Origin of the sequence: Natronococcus sp. JC468 (assembly GCF_012163165.1) — an archaeon.
Lineage (GTDB): Archaea > Halobacteriota > Halobacteria > Halobacteriales > Natrialbaceae > Natronococcus > Natronococcus jeotgali.
Window position 1 is genome coordinate 1 of the sequence record NZ_JAAVUO010000017.1, and the last position, 24,527, is coordinate 24,527.

General features: G+C 66.6%; 23 protein-coding genes. 11 read left to right on the forward strand and 12 right to left on the reverse strand.

Going from position 1 to position 24,527, the window contains the following annotated elements; genetic code table 11:
- From GWG54_RS11485 to GWG54_RS11500, 4 genes are all read left to right on the forward strand, one after another.
- Positions 1-1,881: LUD domain-containing protein (locus tag GWG54_RS11485; RefSeq protein WP_167937906.1), on the forward strand; the 1,881-nt coding region annotated here is incomplete at its 5' end.
- Positions 1,882-2,198: 317 nt separating this feature from the next.
- Positions 2,199-2,522 carry a multidrug efflux SMR transporter gene (locus tag GWG54_RS11490; protein WP_167937907.1) on the forward strand — a complete coding sequence of 108 codons (324 nt, stop codon included), beginning with the start codon at positions 2,199-2,201 and terminating at the stop codon, positions 2,520-2,522.
- Positions 2,523-2,804: 282 nt separating this feature from the next.
- Complete coding sequence (locus tag GWG54_RS11495) at positions 2,805-4,217, forward strand: 4Fe-4S ferredoxin N-terminal domain-containing protein (RefSeq protein ID WP_167937908.1); 1,413 nt, start codon at positions 2,805-2,807, stop codon at positions 4,215-4,217.
- Positions 4,218-4,293: 76 nt separating this feature from the next.
- Positions 4,294-4,491, forward strand: coding sequence for a hypothetical protein (locus GWG54_RS11500; RefSeq protein WP_167937909.1), 198 nt, complete (start codon positions 4,294-4,296; stop codon positions 4,489-4,491).
- A 47-nt stretch (positions 4,492-4,538) separates the two neighbouring features.
- Here GWG54_RS11500 and GWG54_RS11505 read toward each other — a convergent pair whose 3' ends face one another.
- Together GWG54_RS11505 and GWG54_RS11510 are read right to left on the reverse strand one after the other, a co-directional pair.
- Positions 4,539-6,065 (reverse strand): (R)-citramalate synthase, encoded by a 1,527-nt coding sequence (locus GWG54_RS11505; RefSeq protein ID WP_167937910.1) that lies wholly within the window; start codon positions 6,063-6,065, stop codon positions 4,539-4,541.
- A 184-nt stretch (positions 6,066-6,249) separates the two neighbouring features.
- Positions 6,250-6,603, reverse strand: a complete 354-nt coding sequence (locus GWG54_RS11510) for a DUF192 domain-containing protein (RefSeq protein WP_167937911.1) — start codon at positions 6,601-6,603, stop codon at positions 6,250-6,252.
- A gap of 100 nt (positions 6,604-6,703) precedes the next feature.
- Between GWG54_RS11510 and GWG54_RS11515 the strand changes: the two genes are divergently transcribed.
- Positions 6,704-7,258, forward strand: coding sequence for a hypothetical protein (locus GWG54_RS11515; protein WP_167937912.1), 555 nt, complete (start codon positions 6,704-6,706; stop codon positions 7,256-7,258).
- Positions 7,259-7,320: 62 nt separating this feature from the next.
- Here the strand turns inward: GWG54_RS11515 and GWG54_RS11520 are convergent, their stop codons facing one another.
- The 8 genes from GWG54_RS11520 to GWG54_RS11555 all read right to left on the reverse strand — a co-directional run bounded on the left by GWG54_RS11520 (position 7,321) and on the right by GWG54_RS11555 (position 14,940).
- The gene (locus tag GWG54_RS11520; protein ID WP_015320669.1) at positions 7,321-7,524 is read right to left on the reverse strand and encodes a DUF5800 family protein; all 204 of its coding nucleotides are present in this window, start codon (positions 7,522-7,524) and stop codon (positions 7,321-7,323) included.
- Between the two features lie 91 nt (positions 7,525-7,615).
- Positions 7,616-7,804, reverse strand: a complete 189-nt coding sequence (locus GWG54_RS11525; protein WP_167937913.1) for a hypothetical protein — start codon at positions 7,802-7,804, stop codon at positions 7,616-7,618.
- Positions 7,801-8,865 carry a TrmB family transcriptional regulator sugar-binding domain-containing protein gene (locus GWG54_RS11530; RefSeq protein ID WP_167937914.1) on the reverse strand — a complete coding sequence of 355 codons (1,065 nt, stop codon included), beginning with the start codon at positions 8,863-8,865 and terminating at the stop codon, positions 7,801-7,803. The genes GWG54_RS11525 and GWG54_RS11530 overlap by 4 nt, the downstream gene beginning before the upstream one ends.
- Positions 8,866-8,893: 28 nt before the next feature.
- Positions 8,894-9,988 (reverse strand): ABC transporter ATP-binding protein, encoded by a 1,095-nt coding sequence (locus GWG54_RS21265; RefSeq protein WP_167937915.1) that lies wholly within the window; start codon positions 9,986-9,988, stop codon positions 8,894-8,896.
- A complete protein-coding gene (locus tag GWG54_RS21270) occupies positions 9,985-11,088 on the reverse strand; it encodes an ABC transporter ATP-binding protein (RefSeq protein ID WP_167937916.1) in 1,104 nt (367 codons plus the stop codon). Before GWG54_RS21270 ends, GWG54_RS21265 begins: the two co-directional genes overlap by 4 nt.
- The gene (locus tag GWG54_RS21275) at positions 11,088-12,074 is read right to left on the reverse strand and encodes an ABC transporter permease (protein ID WP_312854280.1); all 987 of its coding nucleotides are present in this window, start codon (positions 12,072-12,074) and stop codon (positions 11,088-11,090) included. Before GWG54_RS21275 ends, GWG54_RS21270 begins: the two co-directional genes overlap by 1 nt.
- On the reverse strand, positions 12,061-13,068 hold the full coding sequence (locus tag GWG54_RS11550) for an ABC transporter permease (RefSeq protein WP_167937918.1): 1,008 nt from the start codon (positions 13,066-13,068) through the stop codon (positions 12,061-12,063). The genes GWG54_RS21275 and GWG54_RS11550 overlap by 14 nt, the downstream gene beginning before the upstream one ends.
- 18 nt (positions 13,069-13,086) lie before the next feature.
- On the reverse strand, positions 13,087-14,940 hold the full coding sequence (locus tag GWG54_RS11555; protein WP_167937919.1) for an ABC transporter substrate-binding protein: 1,854 nt from the start codon (positions 14,938-14,940) through the stop codon (positions 13,087-13,089).
- A 268-nt stretch (positions 14,941-15,208) separates the two neighbouring features.
- On the opposite strand from GWG54_RS11555, the gene GWG54_RS11560 reads away from it, so the two are divergent.
- The 6 genes from GWG54_RS11560 (at position 15,209) to GWG54_RS11585 (ending at position 22,754) form a co-directional block, all read left to right on the forward strand.
- A complete protein-coding gene (locus GWG54_RS11560; protein ID WP_167937920.1) occupies positions 15,209-16,891 on the forward strand; it encodes an alpha-glucosidase in 1,683 nt (560 codons plus the stop codon).
- Between the two features lie 147 nt (positions 16,892-17,038).
- Positions 17,039-17,902 carry an acyltransferase gene (locus GWG54_RS11565; protein ID WP_167937921.1) on the forward strand — a complete coding sequence of 288 codons (864 nt, stop codon included), beginning with the start codon at positions 17,039-17,041 and terminating at the stop codon, positions 17,900-17,902.
- A 256-nt stretch (positions 17,903-18,158) separates the two neighbouring features.
- On the forward strand, positions 18,159-19,022 hold the full coding sequence (locus GWG54_RS11570) for an electron transfer flavoprotein subunit beta/FixA family protein (RefSeq protein WP_167937922.1): 864 nt from the start codon (positions 18,159-18,161) through the stop codon (positions 19,020-19,022).
- A gap of 2 nt (positions 19,023-19,024) precedes the next feature.
- Positions 19,025-20,680 carry an electron transfer flavoprotein subunit alpha/FixB family protein gene (locus GWG54_RS11575; RefSeq protein ID WP_167937923.1) on the forward strand — a complete coding sequence of 552 codons (1,656 nt, stop codon included), beginning with the start codon at positions 19,025-19,027 and terminating at the stop codon, positions 20,678-20,680.
- Positions 20,677-22,368, forward strand: a complete 1,692-nt coding sequence (locus GWG54_RS11580) for an FAD-dependent monooxygenase (protein WP_167937924.1) — start codon at positions 20,677-20,679, stop codon at positions 22,366-22,368. Before GWG54_RS11575 ends, GWG54_RS11580 begins: the two co-directional genes overlap by 4 nt.
- On the forward strand, positions 22,368-22,754 hold the full coding sequence (locus tag GWG54_RS11585) for a hypothetical protein (RefSeq protein ID WP_167937925.1): 387 nt from the start codon (positions 22,368-22,370) through the stop codon (positions 22,752-22,754). Before GWG54_RS11580 ends, GWG54_RS11585 begins: the two co-directional genes overlap by 1 nt.
- Here GWG54_RS11585 and phoU read toward each other — a convergent pair.
- Positions 22,744-23,415, reverse strand: a complete 672-nt coding sequence (gene phoU / locus GWG54_RS11590) for a phosphate signaling complex protein PhoU (protein ID WP_167937926.1) — start codon at positions 23,413-23,415, stop codon at positions 22,744-22,746. The two genes, GWG54_RS11585 and phoU, sit on opposite strands and share 11 nt — an antisense overlap.
- An 82-nt stretch (positions 23,416-23,497) precedes the next feature.
- Positions 23,498-24,502: an LLM class flavin-dependent oxidoreductase gene (locus GWG54_RS11595; RefSeq protein WP_167937927.1), complete on the reverse strand. Its 1,005-nt coding sequence runs from the start codon at positions 24,500-24,502 to the stop codon at positions 23,498-23,500.
- Positions 24,503-24,527: the final 25 nt, after the last annotated feature.

Consider the following 24,527-nt stretch of genomic DNA (forward strand, 5'->3'; position numbering starts at 1 on the left):
GTCGTAAAATCGAAGTCGATGACCAGCGAGGAGATCGAGGTAAACGAATCCCTGGAGGCCAGCGGGTCGGACGTCTGGGAGACCGACCTCGCCGAATTCGTGTTGCAGGTCGCCGACGAGGCGCCCTCGCACATCGTCGCACCGGCCATCCACAAGTCTCGCGAGGAGATCGCGGAGCTGTTCAACGCGTATTTCGATCCGGAGAAACCCCTCGAAACCGCCCAGGAACTGACACAGTTCGCCCGCGAGTATCTCGGTGAGAAGATCGTGGACGCCGAAGTTGGCATGACCGGGGCGAACTTCGTCACGGCGGACACCGGCACGCTCGCGTTGGTTACGAGCGAGGGCAACGCTCGCAAGTGCGTGCAGGCGACGGACACCCACATCGCGGTCGCGGGCGTGGAGAAGCTCGTGCCCCGCGTCGAGGACCTGCAGCCGTTCGTCGAACTCATCGGTCGGTCGGGGACCGGACAGGACATCACCTCTTACGTCTCGCTTTTCACGCCGCCCGGCGATTCGCCGATCTTCGATGGGGACGGTGAACTCGGCTCCAGCGACGATCGCGAATTCCACCTCGTGCTCATCGACAACGGCCGCATGGAGATGCGCGAGGACGACCAGCTCCGGGAGACGCTGTACTGCATCCGGTGTTCCGCGTGCGCGAACTCGTGTGCGAACTTCCAGCACGTCGGCGGCCACGCCTTCGGCGGCGAGACGTACTCGGGCGGTATCGCTACCGGCTGGGAAGCCGGCGTCCACGGCGCCGACAGCGCCGCGGAGTTTAACGACCTCTGTACGGGGTGCAGTCGGTGCGTGAATCAGTGTCCGGTGAAGATCGACATCCCGTGGATCAACACCGTCGTCCGCGACCGCATCAACCGCGGCACGGACGGGGATCTCGACTTCCTCGTAGACGGGCTCACACCCGACGAGGAACCCGGCGGAGTCGACCTGCAAAAGCGCCTGTTCGGAAACTTCGATACGCTGGCGAAACTCGGGTCGGCGTTCGCACCGCTCTCGAACTGGGTCGCACAGACCGGGCCCGCCCGCTCCCTGCTGGAGCGGACTCTCGGCGTCGATAGCCGACGCGAACTCCCGGCGTTCGAGCGCGAATCCCTCGTCGAGTGGTTCGAGAACCGTGGACCGCGAGTCGAACCCGAGGAGGCGCGCCGTCAGGTCGCGCTCTATCCCGACGCGTACACGAACTACGTGCGCACCGAGCGCGGGAAGGCCGCCGTCCGCGTCCTCGAGGCGCTCGACGTCCGCGTCGACGTCCCGGCTGCCGGCGAGAGCGGGCGTGCACCGCTCTCACAGGGGATGGTGGCGACCGCCCAGTCCAACGCCGAGGACGTCTACGATGCTCTCGCACCCGCCGTCGCCGCGGGCCACGACGTCGTCGTCGTGGAGCCATCGGACCTCGCGATGTTCCACCGGGAGTACGAGCGACTCCTCCCCGAGGACAACTACGCCGCGCTGAAAGACCACAGTTACGAGGTCATGGAGTACGTCTACGGTCTGCTGGAAAACGGCGCCGACCTCGACGCGCTCCCCGAGGGGGATGACACGCGGATCGCCTACCACAGCCACTGCCAGCAGCGCACGCTCGATCTCGAGCCCTATACGGTAGCAGTTCTCGAGGACTGCGGGTTCGACGTCACGACCTCGGACGTGGAGTGTTGCGGGATGGCCGGGAGCTTCGGGTACAAGTCCGAGTACTACGAACTCAGCGTGGACGTCGGCGAAGCGCTCGTCGATCAGTTCACGACGGAAAACACCGCGGACCGCACCGTCGTCGCCAGCGGCACGTCGTGTCTCGAGCAACTCGACGCGCTGCTCACGCGTCGACCCGCACATCCGGTGCGGCTACTCGATACGCGGTAGTCGGAATCGGCGTCGGCGCGAGCGCGCTGGATCCCTGGCGAGCGGGTACGAGCTACTCGCGGTCGGCGTCGGTGTGCGGTGGCCGTTCCGCCGGTCGGACCCCGCTCGAAGGTGCGACTCTCGCGGCGACCGCCCGCATCCCGGCCGATCGGTTCGGGAGTCGTCGTCGGTCAGTCCGGATCGGCCGTGGCGTCGTCGGCCCGACTCTGGACGGACTTGCGGCGGACATCGGGCAGCGAGTACTCGACCCCCGAGCCGCGGCGGATCGGCGGAGAACCGAAACTATAGCCCGGTCGAGTCGGAAGACGGAGAGTGAAATGTCGTGGTATCTCCTGTTGCTCGCCGGACTGTTCGAAATCGGCTGGGCGGTCGGACTCGAGTACTCCGACGGACTCACGAAACCGTGGCCCACGCTCGGAACCGTCGTTTCCCTCGTTATCAGTATGGTGTTGCTGGCACAGGCCGTCAAGGACCTCCCCGTGGGCACGGCCTACGCAGTGTGGACGGGCGTCGGTGCCGTCGGAACCGCGTCGCTCGGGATCGTCCTGTTCGACGAACCGGCCACGCTCGCTCGGGTGGCGTGTATCGGTGTGATCGTCGTCGGTATCGTCGGTCTCCACCTCGCGTCCGGTAGCCACTGACCCGTTGCCGGCGCAGTCTGTGCGCCGAATTTCGGGGCCGATACGTTCTCGCGCGGTTCAGCACTTCCGCTCGGCGCTAGAACTCGAGTCCGCCGCTCGCGCCGACCCCCGTTCGAACGGAGCCGTGACCGTTCGTCCGTTCTAGAGCTCTTTTCCCGTGGTATGAGTGCCCATCCCTCGCAGGGAACCGCTTTATCCCCGCAGCTATGGGAGGGAGTTCCGAACCGACATGGTGTCACAGCACAGTACGGTCCCGACGACGAGACGGGGTGAGCGGACGCGATGACCGCCGACGAGGAGGGCGGTCCCGAGAACGAGCCGTTTCACCCCTTCGGGGAGGCCGCCGAGGAGGAGTACCGGGCCATGCTCGAGGAGACCGACTACGATGCGGATCTCGGGATGGCGATGGCCGAGGACGCCCTGCGGGTTACCAAGGGGGAGCTCTCGGAGGCCGAGTTCCACGAACGGTACCACGAGGATGTCCTCGCGGAGTTCGGCGAGGACGAGCGCCCGACCAAGGAGGCCTACGAGAACGCAATGGAGGAAGCGAAGGGGACGCTCGGGGGGATGCTCGAGCGCTTCGCGGGCGACGGAACGGGATCGCGCCGCGAGACCATGAAGAAGATGGGCGTCGGCGCGGCCGCGGTCGGCCTGGGCGCGTGGGGGACCGCCGAGGGCGGTGACGAGCCCGATCCCGCCCCGGCCGTGGCGGAGGAGGAAGCCGAGGACGAGGAGGGGACCCAGTGGGGGATGACCCTGGATCTCGAAGTCTGCGACGGCTGTCTCTCCTGCGTGGTCGCGTGCAACCAGGAGCACAACTGGAACGAGGGGGCGAACTGGATGTACATCCTCGCCTACGACGACGGCACTGTCGAGTCGCCCGATACCGACGACTTCGAGAGCCCGCGCGATTTCAACATGCTGATCCGCCCCTGTCAGCACTGCACGGACGCCCCCTGCGAGAAGGTCTGTCCGACCACGGCCCGTCACACCCGCGAGGAGGGTGGGCTCGTGCTCACCGACTACGACGTCTGTATCGGCTGTCGGTACTGCCAGGTCGCCTGTCCCTACGGGGTCAACTACTTCCAGTGGAGCGAGCCCGAGGTCGACGCTCCATCGGAGGATCTCGGGGAGGACATGATGTACGACGAACGCGGCCGCTGGGTTAGCGGCCGAGGTCCCCGCGGCGTCATGGAGAAGTGCATCTTCGACCCGGCCCGCCAGGACGGCAACCGGGGCGAGGAGTTCGTCGGCCGTACGGCCTGCGAGGACGCCTGCCCGCCGGGCGCCATCCAGTTCGGCGACATGAACGACCCCGAGAGCGATCCCCAGCGCTACGCCGAGAACGTTCCCCTCGCGCGCGCGCTCGAGGCCGATCCGGACGACGAGGAGCTCCAGGAGGCGATCGCGGTCCTCGAGGGCGACCAGGAGCCCGCCGAGGAGGAGGGCGGCGACGGACTGACCGAGGACGAGGCCGAGCAGCTCCTGCGAGGCGAGTACGGGGACGCCGAGTCGACGTTCAAGCTCCTCGAGGAATACAACACCGATCCGAACGTCCTCTACATCGGCAACGAGCCCGGACCGGAAGCCGAGCAGGTCCCGGGGCCGGTCGCCTACGAGGACGTCGGCCAGCTCGACGTCCGCAAGGACGCCCTCGACGACGGGACGTTCGGCGGATCCGACCTGTCGCTGTGAGCGACGACGGCCCTTCGCGGTCCCCGGTGCGATCGAGATAACCCACATTCATACCGCTCGAGCGCGATCGCCCGGTATGGAGCTCCGTCAGCGACTCGTCGTCGGGACGCTCTGGATTGGCGTCGCGGCGCTGATCGCGTCGACGCTGTTTCCGATCTCGTCGATCTCGGTCGGTGCGGCGGCCCGGCTGTTCGTCGTCGTCCTCGCGCTCTTTCTCGCGAGCGTCTACCTGTTCGATCCCTGGGACGTGCTCGATCGACAGCCGTTTCACTGAGCGCCGAATCGGAACAGAGCCGGAAAAGAGACGCGTCAAGCGACGCGTCAGTCGTCCGCGGGCGCGAGCGGCTGCGCGTCCCGCCCGAGCAACCGATCGAGCGCGTCGACCATCGCCTCGACGCTCGCACGCGTGATGTCGGCCTCGCTGCGGGCGACAGTCACCGAGCGGTCGTTTCGGACCATCGTCACCTCGACGGTGACGACGGCGTCGGTCCCGCCGGTAACGGCGTCGACGTGGTAGGACTCGAGTTCGGCGTCGGCCATCGACCCGAGCGCCTCCCGCACCGCGGAGACGGCGGCGTCGACGGGTCCAGAGCCGGTGCCGCTGGCGACCCGTTCCTCACCCTCGACCTCGAGGCGAATGCTCGCGGTGGGGACGGCACCGCCGCTGGTGGCGTTCAGATCCAGCAGCTCGACGACCCGCTCGCGGTCGTCGCCAGTGACGTCCTCGGCGATGGCGAGCAGGTCGGCGTCCGTAACGCGGCGACCCCGGTCGCCGAGCTCGGTGACGCGGGTCGCGATCTCGGCGACCTCGTCGGGGTCGGCCTCGACCGCGTGTTCCTCGAGCGTCGCCGCCACGCCGGCCCGGCCCGTGTGCTTGCCGAGCGCGAGCCGTCGCTCGCGTCCGACCGTCTCGGGCGCGTAGGGCTCGTACATCTTGTCGTCCTTGAGGGTGCCGTCGGTGTGGATCCCGCTCTCGTGGGTGAAGGCGTTCTCGCCGATGACGGCCTTGTTCGGCGCCAGCGGCACGCCCGTCGCCCGCGAGACCCGCTGTGCGAGGTCGTACAGCTCCTCGAGCTCGACGGTTTCGACGTCGTAAACGTGCTCGAGCGCGATCGCGACCTCCTCTAAGGCGACGTTGCCGGCTCGTTCGCCGAGCCCGTTGACGGTGCAGTGGACCAGATCGGCGCCAGCCGACACCGCCGAGATCGCGTTCGCGACGCCCAGCCCCAGGTCGTCGTGAGTGTGGGCGCTGACGGGACCCAGTTCGGCAAGCCGGGAGACCGCCTCGGCGGTGCGCTCGGGACCCGTGTGGCCGACGGTGTCGGCGAAGCAGGTTCGGTCGGCGCCGGCCTCGAGGGCGGCGCCCATCAGCTCCTCGAGGTAGTCCAGGTCGGCCCGGGAGCCGTCCTCGCCGATGACCTCGACCCAGAGGTCGTGGTCGGTAGCGTACTCGACGAGCTCGGCCGTCTTCGCGAGGTTGTCCTCGCGGGAGGTGCCGACCTTCCCCTCGACGTGGCGGTCGCTGGCGGGGACGACGATATGGACGCCGTCGACGTCGCACTCGAGCGCGAGGTCGACGTCGCTGGTCATCCCGCGACAGAAGCTCGTCACGCGAGCGTCGAGGTCGAGGTCGGTCACCCGCGAGATCGCCTGTCGCTCGCCCGCGCCCGTACAGGCGCTGCCGGCCTCGATGACGGCGACGCCAGCTCGCTCGAGCCCGCGGGCGATCTCGACCTTCTCGTCGGGCGACAGGGAGACACCCGGGGCTTGTTCGCCGTCGCGAAGCGTCGTATCGAGAAGGCGCACTGTACGGTCGGCTGCGATCGTCTGCTCCGGAGTCGTAGTCACGAAGGAAGGGTTATCTCGGCCCTGGAATTTCGCGCCCAGCCGGGTTGCCCCGACTTCCTCTATCCTCGGACTCCGGCGTTGAGAACGAATCTCGTGCCATCGTATCCCGACCTATTCCGACGGGGCGACTTAACCTCGCCGGTCTCGGCATCTTCTGCGGCCGAACGCGCTCGAGGCGGAAGGGTTACGTCCGCTCGAGGACCAGTTCGTCGCCGGGTTCGACGCCGTCGGCCGCCCCCGCGGGCAGCTCGAGCAGCAGGTCGGCTCGCTCGCGGGCGATCCCCCGCCAGGGCCGCAGACGCTCGACGCGCCGTACGACGCCCTCTTCGACCCAGATCACGTCCAGCGGCACGAACACGAACAGCATGTGGACGTCGCGGGGCCGCGCCGACCCGAACCGGAAGGCGAGCGCGTACCCCTCGGGCAGCGAACGGCGGAAGGTGAGCCCGCGGAACTGGGCCAGCGTAGAGTCGGCCGTCTCCACGGTCGCGGCCAGTCGGCGGGCGACGCCGGATTTCGGGTGGTGGCGCAGTCGCACGCCCTCGAGTGCCCACCGCGGCGGTAAAAGCTTCCCGTCGAACTCGAGCGGTGAGTTCGGGGCGAGAGGTTGAAACGTCGCGCTCGCCAACGGGACGGCAATGGAGAAAACGCCGCGAGGAACGTCCGTCGGCGTCGACGACCCCTACGCGTTCGCCGGCGTCTGCGACCGCTGTACCGACGACGGACGGTGTCGGTACGCCTTCGAACGTCCCGACGACGACCCGGCGTTCGCCCGCGAGCGGGCGGCCGAGGAGTACGCCTGTCCCGTCCACGATCCCGACCGCGAGGAGACGCCGGCCGACTGCCCGCACTTCCGGTCGCGAAACCGCGATCGGGAGTGTGTGCGCTGTGGCCTCGAGGAGAAACGGCTCGCCCACGACGACGAGCGCCCGCTGCTCGAGGAACACCACCTCTCGTACGCCGACGGAAGCGGGTCGGCCAGCGGGGACGCCGAGGCCGACGAGCGCTCCCACGAGATCACGGTGTACCTCTGTCGGTGGTGCCACGCCAGGGTCCACGGCTCGTGGGCGCGGATCGACGACGACGCCACCCCGGATCCGGAGGCGATCGCCGAACTCGAGGGGCGACGCAGCCGCGAGCGAACGGAGCTGGGGTTCGAATCCGCGGCAACGCGCTACGGCGACGACGCGTAGCCGTCGCTGCCGACCGGGACGCGGACGCCGTGAGGATCCGAGACGCGTAGCCGTCGGACGCGTCAGTTCTTCGGAAGGATGTCGCCGACCCGTCGGGGCTCGCCCTGCAGGTTCGGCTGCTCGGCGACGATCTTGAGCACCTCGTGGTCGGTCACGTCGTAGTAGGATTTCTCCGTGGCCTCCTCGATGAGTTCGCGCTCGAGGCGGAATTCGGTCCCTTCGTACACGACGTCGACACCCTCGTCGTCGAACGCAAGCGTCGTCATGGCCGACCGTAGGCGATCCCCCGATAAAAACCGGACGGCTGTGCTCGCGCGGTCGGGCAGCGAGCAGGGTCGTCGCGGTCCCCGAGCGGAACTACCGGAACGGCTCCCACTCCAAGCGGATAATCGCCGCGAGGCCGAGCATCGAGGCGACGATGAATCCAAGGCTGACGAGCGCGATCGTCGCCGCCGGTGAGCTGGGTTCGACAAACGGCCAGCTGAGCGCCAGCAGGGCCAGCAGGATCGCGTTCATCGTGAACATGACCCGCCAAATCGTCGTCATTCGACCGGACGGAGCGTCGTCTTGTTCGCCCGGAGATCCTCGACGAACGCCCCGGCGCCGCCGACGGTGAGTCGCTCCCCGTCGTCCGTCTCGAGCGTGAGGCTGTTCTCGACGGGGAACGAGTTCGTGAACGGTTCGACGAGTCCTTGCCGGATTTCGACGATTCGGCCCGTCACTGTCCGGGATTCCTCCGTATCTGTCGTGTACCCCGAGACCTCCGCCTGGAGCATGCGGCCACCGAGCTGTGCGAGCACCGCATTAAGTACCGTCGGACGAGCCATCGTGTAGCTCGCGGGGAACGAGACGGGCTCGCCGATGTACACCTCCTCGCCGGCCGCCCAGAAACCGCCCTGGAAGGAGCCGAACATCGAACCGACGACGTGGGACTCCGAGACCACGACGGCCTCCCTGTCGTTGTCGTCGTTCCGGAGAAGCCGCCGCCCGCCGACGATACCGGACGTCGAGTCGGCGGTCGCGACGAACGACATGTCGTGGTGCCACTGGCGTACGACGTGTGCGAGGCCGTCGAACCGCCGCTCGGCGACTTCCGGCGACTGGGGCTCGATGGCGCCCTCGTGTAACACGATCATCACGCCGCGATCGAACGCAGCCTCGAGGTCCTCCTCGAACTTCTCGACGGCGTAGTGCGGGAGCGCGAGGAACGCCTCCTCGCTGGCCGAGTTAACGATCCGTCGGATCTCCTTGAGCGCCGTCTGACGGCTCTTGACCACGTTGAACGAGGCCGTCTGCGTTGCAGCCTCGGTGAACCGACTCTCCAGTCCCGGCTGGAGCGACCGAAGTCGGCTGACGAGTCCCTCGACGGCTTGTTCCGGCGGTACGGCGGCGATCGTTGTCGGCGTCGCGTGATCCTTCACAATCGCCAGTCCGCGCTCCTCCAAGTCCTCGGCGATCTGGTAGACGTAGCGCTGGGAGACGCCGGACTCGTCGGCGATCGCGCTCGTCTTCGCCTCGCCGAGCCCGAGCAGCGTCAGATAGGTATCAACTTCTTTCTCGGAGAGTCCAAACGCGGCTAACTGCGATCTGAGTTTCGTCTCTTGCATACCGTTCCCCGTGCTGGGGGAAAGGATCTCAGTGGGTTTCAAGGTGTGTGGCTTCGGTTCCCTCGAGGGGCTCGCTGGACCAGTACTCGTGGTTCGGATCGTCCCGGAAGCACTTCGCGCAGTGGTCGCGGCTCGCCGCCGATTCGTCCGAGAGTGCGGGCGTCTCGCCGGTACAGATCTCCCTGGCCTCCGGACAGCGGGGGTGGAACCGGCAGCCCGACGGCGGGTTTACCGGATCGGGGATGTCGATCCCCCGAACCGGCGGCTCCTGGGCCTCCCAGCCGTCGGGGTCGACGTCGGCGGTCGCCCACCGCAACACCTTCGTGTAGGGATGTTTCGGGTTCTGGAGCACCTCCTCGGCGGGGCCGATCTCGACGAGTTCGCCGAGATACATCACCCCGAGGCGGCCGCCCGCGTTCTCCGCGAGGTAGCGAGCGTTCGAGAGGTCGTGACTGATGAACAGGAACGAGGTGCCGAACTCCTCCTGGAGTTCGAGCAGCAGGTCCATCGTCTCCACCCGCAGCGAGACGTCGAGCGCGCTGACGGCCTCGTCGGCCAGGATGAGATCCGGGTTCATCAACAGTGCCCGGACGAGCGCGACGCGTTGCTGTTCGCCCCCCGAGAGCTGGTGCGGGTAGCGACTCGCGTAGTCGCCCGGCGGCTTCATCCCGACCCGTTCGAGCATCCGCAGGACGCGAGCCCGGCGGTCCTCGCTATCCATGTCGGGTTGCCACCGCGACAGCGGGGTCGTGAGGCTCTTCATCACCGTTCGGTTCGGGTTGAGCGAGCCGCCGGGATCCTGATGGATGATTTGCAGGGACTTGCGGATCCGCTCGTAGGGGATCTCGCCCATTCCGTCCTTCGCCGCCCAGATATCCTGACCGCGGTACCGGACGCTGCCGCCCGTCGGGCGCTGAACCCCGATAGCGGCCTTCCCGAGCGTAGTCTTGCCGCAGCCGGATTCGCCGACGAGCGCGACGACGTCGTTCTCTGGAATCTCGAGCGAGACATCGTCGACGGCCTTGACCCGGTCGGGGTCGTTGAACAGCCCCTCGACGAGCCCCTGCTCCTTCTCGAAGTGGACCTCGACGTTCTCGAGGGAAACGAACGGGTCGACGGTCATCGACTCACCTCCCTCCCCTCGTCGGCCGTCCCGGCCCGCGCGTCGAGGTCGACGGCCTCGTCGGCGTCTTCCCAGTGGAAGCAGGTCACCTCGTGGTCGGCCCCGTCGTTGACCGCCTGGAAGTGCGGCTTCGTCGACCGACACTCCTCGGTCGCGATCGGACACCGTGGCGCGTACGTACACCCCCGCGGGATGTTCACCGGATCGGGCGCCGAACCCTCGATCGGCTGCATCGTCTCGAGCGGTGCGTCGAGGTTGGGGACTGCCTTGAGGAGTGCCCGTGTGTAGGGGTGGGAGGGGTTTCGAACGACGGCTTCGGTCGGTCCGACCTCGCGGAGATCGAACGCGTACATCACCGCGAGCCGGTCGGCCAGCCCCGCGACCAGCGGGAGGTCGTGGGTGATGAACACGACCGTCAGGTCGTACTTCTCCTGGAGATCCGACAGCAGGCTGAGGATCGACCGCTGCATCAGCAAGTCGAGCGCGGCGGTCGGCTCGTCCATCACCAGCACTTCGGGTTCGAGAATCAGACTCAGCGCGATCAGCGCGCGCTGGGACATCCCGCCGGAGAGTTCGTGCGGGTACGAGTCGAGTACGCGCTCGGCGTCGAGGTACAGATCCGAGAGCAGTTCGCGGGCGCGCTCCATGCCGACCCCGCGGTCGGCGCCGTGGGCGTCGAGCGTCTCCTCGAAGTGGCCCCGGATTGTCATCGTCGGGTTGAACGACCGCGAGGCTCCCTGGAAGACCATCGAAACCTCCTCCCAGCGGAACGCCTTGAGCTCGCGGTCCGAAAGTTCCAGAACGTCGATCGGATCGCCCTCCGCGGGGTGATAGGTCACGTCGCCCGCGAGCCGACCCGGTTCGTCGACGGCATCGAGCATCGCGTTCGCGAGCATCGACTTGCCGGAGCCACTCTCGCCGACGATGCCGATGATCTCCTCGCGGTGGACCTCGAAGTCCACATCGTCGACGACGCGGGAGGTTCCCCGCTCCATATCGAACTCGACGCTAACGTTCTCGAGCGAGAAGACGACGTCGTCCGCTCGCTCGTCGTTCCGGTCGTGCTGTGCCGCTGCGGATCGTTGTGTCGCGTCTGCCATTAGGAACTCACCTCGTCAGTATCGTCTCCGCCGATCGACTTCGCGTGGCGGGCGCGCACCCGCGGGTTGAACAGCCGGTCGGCCGACTGTGCGAACAGCGTCAGCCCCATCGAGAGGAGGATTACGGCGAGCATCGGCATCAACAGCCAGTGGAACGCCGTGGCCGACGACGTCGCGCCGGCCTGCCTGACGGCGTCGTTCATCATAACCCCCCAGTTAGTGCGGCTGTACGGCAGAATCCCCAGGAAGTACAGTCCGACCGAGCCGAAGATGACGGCCCGGGCCTGCTGGACGAAGTTCATCGTGATGTAGGGCATCAGGTTGGGGATGATGTCCGCCGAGAGGATCTTGGGCGTCGAGATCCCCATGATCCGCGAGGCCTCGACGTACTCGGCGTCGCGCAGGGTCAACACCTGCGAGCGCAGCGCGCGGGCGAGCCCGGCCCACGCGTTGATCGACAGCAGGACGCCGATGGCGTAGGGGTTGCCCGCGATCGGCAGGACGCCCGCGAGGACGATCACCAGCGGCAGCCCGGGGATCGTCAGTAACACGTCGGTCAGCGTCATCAGGACGCGATCGACGAGCCCACCCTTGTAGCCGGATGTAGTGCCGATGACCGTCGCCATGATTACCGAGAACACCGCGCCCGCGGTGATCATCTGAAGCATCGGGACCGTGGCATACGTGATCTGCGAGAGGATGTCGACACCGGAAGCGGTGGTCCCGAGCGGGTGCTCGAGCGTCCGGAAGGCGCCGACGAGCCGACCGCCTTGGTTCGTCCGGGGCTCCTCGACGAGACGGACGCCGACGGTGCCCAGGAAGAGGAACCCCGAGATGATGACGACGGCGATGCGGGCCCGCCAGTCGTGCCAGACGATTCGTATCGGCGCGAGCACGAGTTCGTCGACCAGCTGGCGGTACCGCTCGGATCGCGTGAGCTGCGTCTCCGAGAGCGTCTCGAAGTCGGAGGTCTCAGTACGACTCACGGGACTCACCTCGCTTGGCGCGGGGGTCGAGTTTGCCGTAGGTCAGGTCGGCGACGTAGATGCCGATAACGACGGCGACGGTGATCAGGATGAACGCGCCCATCATCACCGGGTAGTCCCGCTGGTCGATCGCGCTGACGAGATAGTAGCCGACGCCCGGATAGGAGAAGATCTCCTCGATGATGACCGCGCCGCCGATCATTGTCCCGATGGCGATCATGAGGCCGGTATACATCGGCAAGATGGCGTTTCGGGCGACGTACCGGAGCGCGATTCGCCGCTCCGGCAGCCCGCGGAGTCGGGCGACGTGCAGGTAGTCGGCGCCGAGCACCCGGATGCTGTTGCCGCGCATGTCGAGGGCCCAGCCACCGAACGCGACGACCGTCATCGAGAGAATCGGCAGGGCGCCGTGGTGGGCCACACTGAGCAGGAACTCGGGGCTCAGCCCTGGCTCGAGCCCGGAGGCGTAGTGTCCGCCTGTCGGGAACAGCCCGCCGCGGTAGGCGAGAAACGTCAGTGCGAGGAGCCCGACGACGTAGCTCGGCGTCGAGTTCAACAGCAGCGCCACGATCGTTGAAGAGACGTCGAAGCGACTCCCCTCCCGGTAGGCCATGAACGAGCCCAGGCTGATCCCGATGACGAACGCGAGGAACAGCGAGACCGACATGATGAAGATCGTCCAGGGGATCGCGCTGCCGAGGATGTCGACCACCGGATCGCCGTGCCACGTGGATTCGCCGAAGTCGCCCATGAGGATGCTCGCCATGTAGTCGATGTACTGGACGTACAGCGGCTCGTCGACGGCGATGTTCGTCTGGGCCTCGATCTGCCGGTTGATCTGTTCGGTGGTGAGGTCGCCGCCCTGTTGGAGCATCTGTGCCCGGAGGTAGTCGACCGGGCCCCCCGGGAGCAGCCGAACGAGGCCGAACGTAAGCGAGATCGTCGCGAAGACGGTGAATATCGCCTGCGCGGTTCGTTTGAGTACGTAATTCATTGCTGGTGGCGGGTTCGGTTACTCGTCCGACTCCTCGGTGCCGGTCCGTGCGAGTTCGTCGATGATCTCGGTCGGGTCGATCGCGTCGCCGTCACGCACCTCGTCGTGAAGGGGTGCCACCTCGAACTCGTCCGGAAAGTTCGCGGCGGCCTGGATGCTCCCCTCCCCGCCCGTGTAGAGGTGATCGAAGTGGTAGTAGGGGTAGGCCTGGTCATAGTTCGCCCAGCCCTCAACGCCGGCGACGAAGTCCCCGTCCGGGAAGTCCTGTCCGAAGTAGGTGCCGACGTCCCGGGTAAGCATCTCCGACTCGAATCCGAACTGACGGAGCTGGTCGACAACGGTTTCAACTGCCGATACCCAGTCAGAGAAACCGCTCGGGACCTTGATCGGGATCTCGATCGGGTCGCCGTTTCCGTCGACCCAGACGTCGTTCTCCTTAGCGTAGCCTGCTTCCTCCAGGAGTTCCTCGGCGCGTCCCTCGTCGTGGTCGTATGGTTCGAACTCGTCGACGACGCCATCGAGCCACTCGTCCTCGACGCGATTCGTGAAGTCGCCGGTGATCCCGCTGGGGTACTTCACGCCGAGTTTCGACCCGGTTCCGGCACCGGAATTCTCGGCGACCAGGTCGCGCTGGATGACGTGGGCGATCGCCTGTCGCACCTCGCGCTGGCCGAAGTGCTCGTCCTCGTAGTTGAAGATTAGCCCCATCCCCCAGTGGCGCGGAATCTCTGCGATCTGGACGTGATCGGGGAGCTGATTGACCTGGTTCTGGGGCATGAACAGCGTCGCGTCGCCGTCGATCTCGTCGTTCTGGAGCGCGCTCCAGCGCGCGTCGTTCGACGGCATGTGCCGGTTCTCGACCTGTTCAAAGTCGATGTTGTCTGCATCCGGATGGTCCTCGAACTTCGTGAGCAGCGTCCGCTGGGAGTCTGCCTCCTCGTACTGGAACGGACCGCAGCCGATCGGCTCGTCGACGGCCCAATCCGTGAGTTCGCCGTAGATCTCGACTTCCTCGTCGTCGCCGTCGGCATCGTCCAGTCGTTCGACGTACTCCCCGTACTCGCTGTCCTTCGCAACGAGTCGCGTCGGCTGGAGCAGGCCGAGGACGATCTCGCTGTTGACCGGCTCCGAGAGCGTGAGTTCGACCGTTTGCTCGTCGACGGCTTCGACGCTGCTCGACGCGTCGTCGACGAAGTCGCGCAACGTCCCGCCGCTGTACATGTCGAGCTTCAGCTGGTTGACGACGTCCTGAGCGACGACATCCTCACCGTCGTGCCAGGTGAGTCCGTCCCTGACCGTCAGCGTGATCGACTCGCCGTCGATTTCCCAGTCGGAAATCGCGTACCCCTCGTACTCGGCGTCGACGATGTTGTACGCCATGAACCGGTCGAACAGCATCCGTCGGGGTTCGGCGTACTCCACGCCGTTCCACGGGTTGTACTGGGAGTCCTCGGGAACCGCCCACTGGGTGAGCGTCAGCGTGTCGTCGTCGCCGGTGGCTCCCCACTGACCGAACCGGGGGAGCCACTCCGTAGGCCAGTAGTACATGAGGTCGGTGCTGTCGGATCCCGGAACCTCCCAGTCGTCGGTCGTTTGAAACGACTGCGCCAACTTCTCCATCAGCGGCAAGACGGGGAGGTCCTGGTTCGTGATCCAGGCCAGTTCCTGGATCTGGGCGAGTTCCTCCTCTCCGGCTTCGATCCCTGATCCTGCTTCGTGTCTGTTACCGCCGTCGCCCTCCTCGTCGTCACCGGCCTCCTGACCGCCGCAGCCGGCCAGGATCGCCGCGCCGCCCGCGGTGCCGACCCCCTTGATGAACCGACGACGCGCGATCCCCAGATTCGATGCCTTGTGAATGTCTTCCTTGCGCATGAGAGGGGGCAACACAACACTACATAATAAAAATTAGGTCGAAATATTACTTCTAGATTTCTATTCTCTACTATTTATCTTGTATTATATTAGATTAAAGTTTAACTATATAGCATCGTGGTTAATCCACTCGCACGGATCTTTCGGCGGTTCACTCGAAGTGGCGAAACGTTGCGAACGACTCTTTCCGAGAGCTTAGATCGGATCGACAATTCTCTGTAGAAATAATTCGACGTTCTTTTGCCAGGCCGTCACGACTGACGTGACGATGACTACCACGGAACACGGCGACCGACGATGGTGGAAGGAGGCGGTCGTCTACCAGATCTACCCGCGGAGTTTCAACGACTCGAGCGGGGACGGAATCGGTGACATCCCCGGTATCATCGAAAAGGTCGACTACCTCGAGGAGTTAGGCGTCGACGTCGTCTGGCTCAACCCCGTCTACGAGTCACCGATGGCGGACAATGGCTACGACATCGCGGACTACCGCTCGATCCACCCGCGATTCGGAACGATGGACGACTGGGAGCGGCTGTTGGCGGAACTGCACGACCGAGACATGCGCCTGATCATGGATCTGGTCGTCAACCACACCTCCGACGAGCACGACTGGTTCAGCCGTTCGCGTGAGGGCGACGCCGAGTACGAGGACTATTACTACTGGCGGGAAGGCGACGACGGCCCGCCGAACAACTGGGACTCCTTTTTCGGTGGCTCCGCCTGGAGCTACGACGAGGAACGCGGCGAGTACTACCTCCACCTGTTCGACGAGAAACAGCCGGACCTGAACTGGCGCAACGAAACCGTCCGCAAAGAGGTCTACGAAATGATGCGCTGGTGGCTCGAGCGAGGGATCGACGGCTTTCGGATGGACGTCATCAACCTCGTCTCGAAAACCGAGGGGCTTCTGGACGGCGACCCCGATGACGAGATGACCGGCGCGGAGCACTTCGTCGACGGCCCCCGCTCGACCGAGTATATCGGCGAGATGTGCAACCGCGCGCTCGCGGAGTACGACGTGATGACCGTCGGCGAGATGATCGGCGTCGACGCCGACACCGCCCTCGAGTACGTCGGCGAGGACGGTTGTGGGCTGTCGATGCTGATCCACTTCGAACACATGGGCGTCGACACCGGCGACGGCGGCAAGTGGGACGTCGCGGACCTCGATCTGCTCGAACTCAAGGAGATCATCACTGACTGGCAGGAGACCCTTGCCGACGAGGGGTGGAACTGCCTCTACCTGAGCAACCACGATCAGCCGCGTGCCGTCTCCCGGTTCGGCGACGACGGCGAGTACCGCGAGGAGTCGGCGAAGATGCTCGCGACGTTCCTCTTTACGCTGCAGGGAACACCGTTCGTCTACCAGGGCCAGGAGATCGGGATGACGAACACGACGTTCGAAACTCCCGACGACATCCGAGACGTCGAGGCCGAGAACTTCGTCGAATCGAGCCTCGAATCCGGCGAGTACGATTCCTACGAGGAGATCCGACCGATCGTCGAGTCGCGGAGCCGTGACAATTCTCGGACGCCGATGCAGTGGTCCGACGACGAACACGCGGAGTTCAGCGAGGTCGAACCCTGGATCGACGTCACGGACAACTACGAGGCGATCAACGTCGAGGCAGCCCGCGAGGACCCGAATTCCGTCTGGCACTACTACCGCGACCTGATCGACCTGCGCGAGGAGTGCGAGATCTTCGTTTACGGCGAGTACGACCTGCTCCTGCCCGACCATCCCGAGGTGTTCGCTTACACGCGCACGCTCGAGGACGAGACGCTGCTCGTGATCTGTAACTTCTTCGACGGCGAGCCGACCGTCGACCTGCCGGAACTCACCGACATCGAGGCACTCGAGTTCGTGGTCGGCAACTACGGAGCCGGCGAGCCGGGTGACAGCGCACTCGAGCTTCGGCCGTACGAGGCGCGTGTGTACGAGCTGTAGACCGCACTCGAACGGTCCAGGAGCCTCACGGATCGATTCGTGTGAGTGCTCGAAAGCGAAACGCTCCGTCCGTCCCGGTGTATACCCACCGCGCCCGCCGTCGAATCGCGCGAGGTTTATTACCCGGCGCTCACATTGGTTTCGAACGTGGCGTTTCGCAGGGATCCGCTCGACGAACTCGTCGTCCCCGACGGGACCGAAGCCAAGGAGGTCGCCCTCGAGACCGACGGAGACGTGCTGGTCGGCGCCCGCTCGTCCGTCGAGTTCGGCGTCCGCGGCCGGAACGTCCTCGCGGGCGAGAGCGTCGAGTTCGGCGGGGACATCGAGGCCGAGGGCGACTGTCGGCTCGACATGTGGTGTGACGTCGCCGAAAACGTCCTGGTCGGCCAGGACGCCTACATCGGCGAACGCGTCCACATCGGCGGCGAGATGAAAGTCGCCGGCGACTTAGACATCGGCGACGACGTCGAGATCGACGAGGGGTTCGAGGCCAACGGCTGGATCGTCATCCGGAACCCGATGCCGACGATCGTCTTCCTCTTTGTCTATCTCAAACAGCTCCTGTTGATCGGCGAGGAGGACGCCGCCCAGCGGCTCGTCTCCGAGTTCGTCGACGAGGACGGGGAGGACGAGGAGCCGACCGCCGAACCGCTGATCGTCCCCCGCAACGCGACGGTGAGCGACGACGCCTGGCGGGTCTCGACGCCCGCGACGATCGGCGACGGCTGTCGGCTCCACGGCAACATCCGCGCCGAGTCGATCGACGTCGGCGAGGACTGCAATATCTTCGGCAGCCTCCGGGCCCGCGAGGACGTCTCGGTCGGCGAGGGGACCCGCATCCACGGCGATCTGACGACCCGCAGCGGCGACGTCGTCGTCGAGCCCGGGGCTCGAGTCCTCGGCGACGTCTCCTGTAGCGACCTCGCCCTCGGCCCCCGCGCCGGGGGCGACGGGTCGGTCCGCGCCGCCGGCGGGGTCACGATGCGGACGACCGAACGCGACCTCGAGTAGGACGCGATCCCGGGCCGTACGGATGCGTTCTCGACCGCCGAATCGTCCGAGCGAGATCGGCTCGATCGCCTGGGGGCGGCAAGTCGAACCGTCCCGACGGTTTTCGGGCCGCTCGACCATCCGTGTCCCGTGTATCGATCGCGCGCCCGATCGTTCTCTCTCACGGCGATTTTCACCCGCATCCTTAATAGTGTCAGCTCCGTTAGAACCACTCGAGTATGGTTCGCGTGAGCAACTACCAAAGAGGGGTGAGATCGTGCGATCGATCGTGTTGACGAAGGGCGTGCCGGACTTCTCGGAGGGTGCGGTCTCCTTCGACGAGGACGGTCATCTCGAGCGGGGGAAGACCCCGACGGTGATGAACCCCAACGACGCGTTCGCGCTCGAGGCCGCGCTCCAGACGCGGGTGCGCCACGGCGGCCACGTCAGCGCGATGAGCATGGGGCCACCCGGGTACGGCGACGTCCTGCGGGAGGCGATGGAATCGGTGTACGCCGACGATACCTATCTGCTCTCCGACCGGGAACTCGCCGCCTCCGACACCTGGGCGACGGCGATCACCGTCAGTTCGGGGATCGAGAAGTACCGCGAGGAGGTCGCCGACGTCGACCTCGTCTTCGCGGGCTTCAAGACCGCTGACGGGGAGACCGGCCAGACCGGACCCCAGACCTGCTGGGCGCTCGAGTGGCCGATCGTCACCCACGTCGTCGCGCTCGATATCGACCCCGACGAGCGCCGACTCCGGGCGAAGCGCCTCGTCGAGGGCGACGTCGACGAGATCGAGACCGTCGAGGCGCCGCTGCCGTGTATGGTCGTCACGGACCCGGAGTTCGAGCCCACCTATCGGAAGGCCGCCCACCGGCTGACCCACAAGGAGCTTCGGGCCGGGACCCGAGAGCGGGCGGCCGACCACGACGAGCACCTGACGACGTGGGACCACGTCGACCTGAACCTCGATCCCGACTACATCGGGCTCGACGGCTCGCCGACGATCGTCTCCTCGGTCGACCCGATCCCGAAGGCGCCCTCCGAGCGGGAGGCGACGATGATCGATCCCGACGACGGCGCGGCGATGGAGCCCGTCCTCGAGGAACTACAGCCGTTCGCAGGAGGTGACTGACGATGGCACTCGATCCCGACGAGTACACGGCCGACGAACTGGGCGAGGAACTCGAGACGCTCGACGACGTCGACGAACTGCAGACGGTGCTGGAAGCCGAACAGGCGGGGCGGGACCGCAAGACCGCCCGCGAGGCGATCCACCGTCGCCTCGAGGAACTCGGCGAGACGGGCGGTGACGGCGTCGAGGAGGGGACCGAGACGGAAGGCGAGTACGAGGAGACGAAGGAGGAGGTCGGCGACGAGGCGGAGGGCGAAGAAGTGGACGAGATCGACGAGGACGCCGAAGACGCGGACGGAGACGACGAATCGGCGACCGAGGACGACGGCGACGGAGACGAGTCGGGGGGAGAGGAGGAAGACGACGACCTCTCGCATCCGACTCGCGACAAGAAACACGTCCGGGCGCTCGAGGACGGCGAGTACGCCGACATGTGGGTGTTCTGTGAGACCCAGCAGGGAGAGCTGCTCGAGGTCTCGCGGGAGATGCTCGGGAAGGCTCGAGAGCTGATGGATCAGTTCGAGGAGGACTACGGAGTCTCCGCGAGCGAAGCGAGCGGAGGCTCGGAAGACGTTCCGTCTTCCGGTGACGAGGAGCGCGTCGTCGCCTTTCTGATGGGCGACGACTGCGAGAACCTGGCCGAGGAGTGCGTCGCCTACGGCGCCGACGTCGCGGTCTACCACGACGACGACCGCCTCGAGCGATTCCTGCACGAGCCATACACGGAGATCGCGGCCCACATGGCCCGCGGCGAGGGGACGACCGAGAGCACCGACTGGCGCGAGTACGACGAGCCCCGCTACATCCTGTTCCCGGCGACGAACAACGGGCGGGACTTCTCGGCGAAGGTCCAGGCCGAACTGGACTCCGGGCTCGCCTCGGACTGTTCGGACCTCTACATCGAGAACGAGGAGGTCTCCAATCCGGTCAAAACCGGCGAGCCGGGCGTCAAGAAGACCTTCGAGAAGGTCCTGCACATGAAGCGGCCCGACTTCTCGGGGTTCGAGTACTCGACGATCCTCTGTCTCGACAACCCGGGTCGGGACTTCCACCCGCAGGGCGCTTCGATCATCCCCGGTAGCTTCGACCCGATCGAGCCCAATTACGACCGCGAGGGGCTCGTGATCGAACACGACATGGAGCTCGAGGAGGAGTGGTTCCGCGTCGAGATCACCGACTCGGATCGGCTCGAGGCCGGGATCGACCTCGCCGGGCACGACGTGATCGTCTGCCTGGGGCGGGGGATCGCCGACGATCCGACCCGCGGGATGGAACTGGGGCTCGAGCTCGTCGACGCCTTCGATGACGCCGAACTCGGCATCACGCGGGGGATCGTCACCTCGGCCTACCAGTTCGAGGGCCACGTCGAGGAGTACTCGAAGGAGGAGCGCCAGATCGGCGAGACGGGACAGGTCGTCGCCCCCGGGATCTACATCGCCGCGGGCGTCTCCGGGGCAGTCCAGCACAAGGTCGGGATGGACGAGTCCGACACCGTCGTCGCGATCAACACCGACCCCGACGCGCGGATCCGGGACTTCAGCGACTACTACATCGAGGGCGACCTCTTCGAGATCCTCCCGCGACTGACCGAGGCCGTCGAGAGCGGCGAGACCCGACTCGAGGCCGTCGCCGACGGGAGCGGGGGTGAGGACCGATGAGCGCGAACGGGAGCCACGAGAACGAGTACGAACACTACGAGGCGGTCGTCGTCGGCTGCGGTCCCGGCGGTGCGGCCGCCGCGGCCCGACTCGCGGAACACGGCGTCGAGACGCTCGTCTTAGAGCGCGGCGTCGAGGCGGGCTCGAAGAACGTCTCCGGCGGGCTGATCTACGCCGAGGGCTCGGCACCCTACACGATCGACGACCTCTTCGACGGCTTCCGCGAGGAGGCGGCCGAACGCCCCGTCACCGACTACCGGATCCACAACGTCGCCGGCGACAAGGTCAAGACGTACGATCTGACCGACCTCCACGAGCACGACACCGACTGGTGTGACGCCGTCCTTCGTCGAAAGATGGACTCCTGGCTCGAGGCTCGAGTCCACGAGAAGACCAGCGAGACGGGCGGGGGCGTCCTGACGAACGTGCGGGTGAACGGTCTGCTCCGCGAAAACGGGGAGATCGTCGGCGTCACCTGCGACGAACTGGACCCGATCGAGGCCGACCTGATCGTCGCCGCCGACGGCGTCAACTCCGAACTGGCCCGCGACGCGGGCCTCATGGACTGGGAGGAACCCGACGAGTGGTTCCAGGGCGTCAAGGCCGTCGTCGACATGGATCCCGACGCGGTCAACCACCGGTTCGGGATCGGCGACGACGAGGGCGTCGCCCACCTGTTCTCGGGCGACCTCTTCGAGGACGTTCGCGGCGGGGGCTTTCTCTACACGAACGAGGAGTCGCTGTCGATCGGGACCGTCTTCCACCTCGACAGCCTCGTCGCCCAGCAGGCCGAACCCCACGAGCTGCTCGACGCCCTGCTGACCCACCCCGTGATGGCCCACTGGATCGGCGACGGGTACGAGGAACGCGAGTACGCCGCGAAGCTCGTCCCCGACTCGAAGAAGGTCGCCCACCGCGAGCCCTACCGGGATCGCCTGGTGCTGGTCGGGGACGCGGCCGGCCAGATGCAGGCCCAGGGCCCGATCATCAAGGGGATGAACCACGCCGTCACCGCGGGGGCGCTGGCGGCCGACGCCTTCGCGATCACGCGCGGGAACGCCGACCCCGAGGCCGCGGGCCGGCGCTACGCGAAGCTGCTCGAGGACTCGGGGACGATGGCCAAGCTCCGACCCAGGCAGTACGACCTCGCTCGCACCGTCGCCGAGCGCGACGCCGTCACGAACGCCGTGGATCGCGTCCTCGAGTCGCCGATCGGCCGCGTCGCGCTCGGGAACCCGCTGGCCGACCGCGTCCTCGAGCGGGCGTACAACTCGCCGCTTGTGGTGTCGATGCTGCCCGACACCCGCACCGGGTACACGACGGTACCGACGGTCGTCGGCGAGACCCGCGGGAAGAGTATCCGCTGGAAGAACGACGCCGAGCCCCCCAGTCTCGAGGAGCGGATCGGCGACCTCACCTACGACACCGACGTCGGCAACCCACACATCGAACTGCACGACAAGTCGGTCGAGGCCAGCGGGGCCGCCGTCTACGCCTGTCCCGTCAGCGCCGAGGAGTTCGGCGGGGGCTGTTACCGCACGGAACAGGTGAAGACCAACGGCGACGAGGAGACCGTCGTCAGCCTCGACACCCAGCCCTGCGTGGAGTGTGGCACCTGCGCGATCGTCGCCGATACCGCCTGGGAACACCCCCGCGGTGGGAAGGGCGTCGAGTTCCGCGAGGGCTGATGAGCCGGTACGGACCCAGGATCGCCGCGCTCGCCCGACGGGCCGAGCGGGATCGGGCGGCTCTCGAGGCCGCCGGTTCGGCCGCCGACTCCGAGGCCGCCCGCGAGTACCTCCGTGAGGGGGCAGGACAGGCGGTGTGGTGTTACGTCGAGGCCCGAACCGGCGGACGGCTCGTCCCGATCTCGGAAGCCGAGTTCGCGGCCCTCGAGCGGGCGATGAACGACTGGCTCGAGTGTTACGCGCGGTGTCACGGCGTCGCCCTCGAGGCCGACTTTACGGTCCGGCAGGCCGCCGAACTGTTGCTCGAGACGCGCAACGTCGTCGACACCGCGCAGTTGCTGACGGGCGTGCCCGAGCGCGAACGGCAGGGGCGAGTCAGTAGATGAGTTCGTCGTCGTTCTCGACCATGTACAGCGTGCGGGCGGCGATGTTGACCGCGTGGTCGCCGACCCGCTCGAGATCCCGGATCGTCAACAGCAGCCGCGAGACGTCCTGGAGGATCTGCTCGACTTCCTCGGGGGAGTCGAGTTCGCGCTCGATCAGGTCCCGGACGACGATCTCACTGGCTCGCTCGGCGAAGCGATCGATCTCGTCGTCGCGCTCGGCGAGTTCCCGGCAGCCGTCGGTGTCCTCGGTGTCGTAGGCGATCATCGCGTCCTCGACCATCTCGAGGGTCAGTTCGCCCATCGCCTGCACGTCGACGTCGGGGAACCGGTCGTGTTCGGCGTCGTGGGTGTACTCGCCGAGATTCACGGCGAGGTCGCCGATCCGTTCGAGGTCGGTGATGATCTTGAACGTCGAGGCGATAAACCGCAGGTCGCTCGCGACGGGCTGTTGGAGCGCCAGCAGCTCGATGCAGTCCTGCTCGAGTTCGAGGTAGAGCTCGTTGACCTCGCTGTCGCCTTCCATCACTTCGGTGGCGAGTTCGGTGTCCTTCTGCTCGAGCGCGGACAGTCCCATGCGAAGCCGCTCCATGACGACCTCGCTCATGTAGAGGACGTCCTCGCGGACCTCCTCGAGTTTCTCCTGGTACGACTTTCTGGCCATGGTGCAGCCACCTGTGCGGGCAAAGATATACCTTGTGCTCGGACGAGCCGGCCGTTCGACGGTCCGCGACGTGCGCTTCGGCTCAGAGCTCGGGCGCGACCTCCCGGCCGAGCCGTTCGATCGACTCGCAGAGGGCGTCTGTCCCGACTCCGGGACAGTACGACCGAAAGATGACGTGGACGTCGTCGCCCAGTCGCTCGCGGTAGGTCGCGAGCTCCTCGCGGACCCCCTCGGGGGTGCCGACGATCGCGTCCTCCCTGAGTTCCGCCTTCTTCTCCTCGGAGAGCCCGTCGCCGACGTCCTCGTCGCCCATCCACTCGGCGTACTTGCGCTGTTGGTAGAAGTAGCCCTCGCGCATCCGCTCCCAGGCCGCCTCCTCGGAGTCGCCGACGAAGCCGTAACGGATCACGTACGTCGTGAACTCCCCGTCGATCCCTTCCTCCTCGCGAACCCGTTCGATGTCGTCCATCCGGGTCTCGACGTCCTCGAGCGAGAGCATCTCGTTTGCACACCAGCCGTCGGCCATCCGGGCCGCGCGCCTGACCGCGGGTTTGGCGAGCCCGCCGAGGACGATCGGCGGCGCCTCGTCCGGCGTCGGCGTCACCTCGGTCCCGGGATCGACCGCGTGGTAGTCGGGGTCGTACTCGAGCGGACCGGGCTCCCAGGCGTTTCGAAGCACGCGGATCGCGTCCTCGGTCCGATCGGTCCGTTCGTCCTTGGGCACGCCGAAGTTCTCGAACTCCCGGTCCCAGTAGCCGATCGAGAGCCCGAGAGTCAACCGTCCGCCCGACAGGGCGTCGACCGTCGCGGCGTCCTCCGCGAGCCGGACCGAGTCGTAGAAGGGGGCGAGCCCGACGGCCGACCCGACCGTGATCTCGTCGGTGCGGCCGGCAAGCGCGGCCAGCGTCGGCACGGTCCCCGAGAGGTACCCGTCGTCGGTGAAGTGGTGTTCCGAGGTCCAGACGCTCTCGAGGCCGGCCTCGTCGGCGGTCTCGGCGATCGTCAGGAGGTCGTCGTACACCTCGGTCGTCGATCGGTCGTCGTCCGGGCGCCGCTGGGCGGTCAGCAGTCCGAGTCCGATATCCATACGGACGACGTCGGTCCCGAGGCGT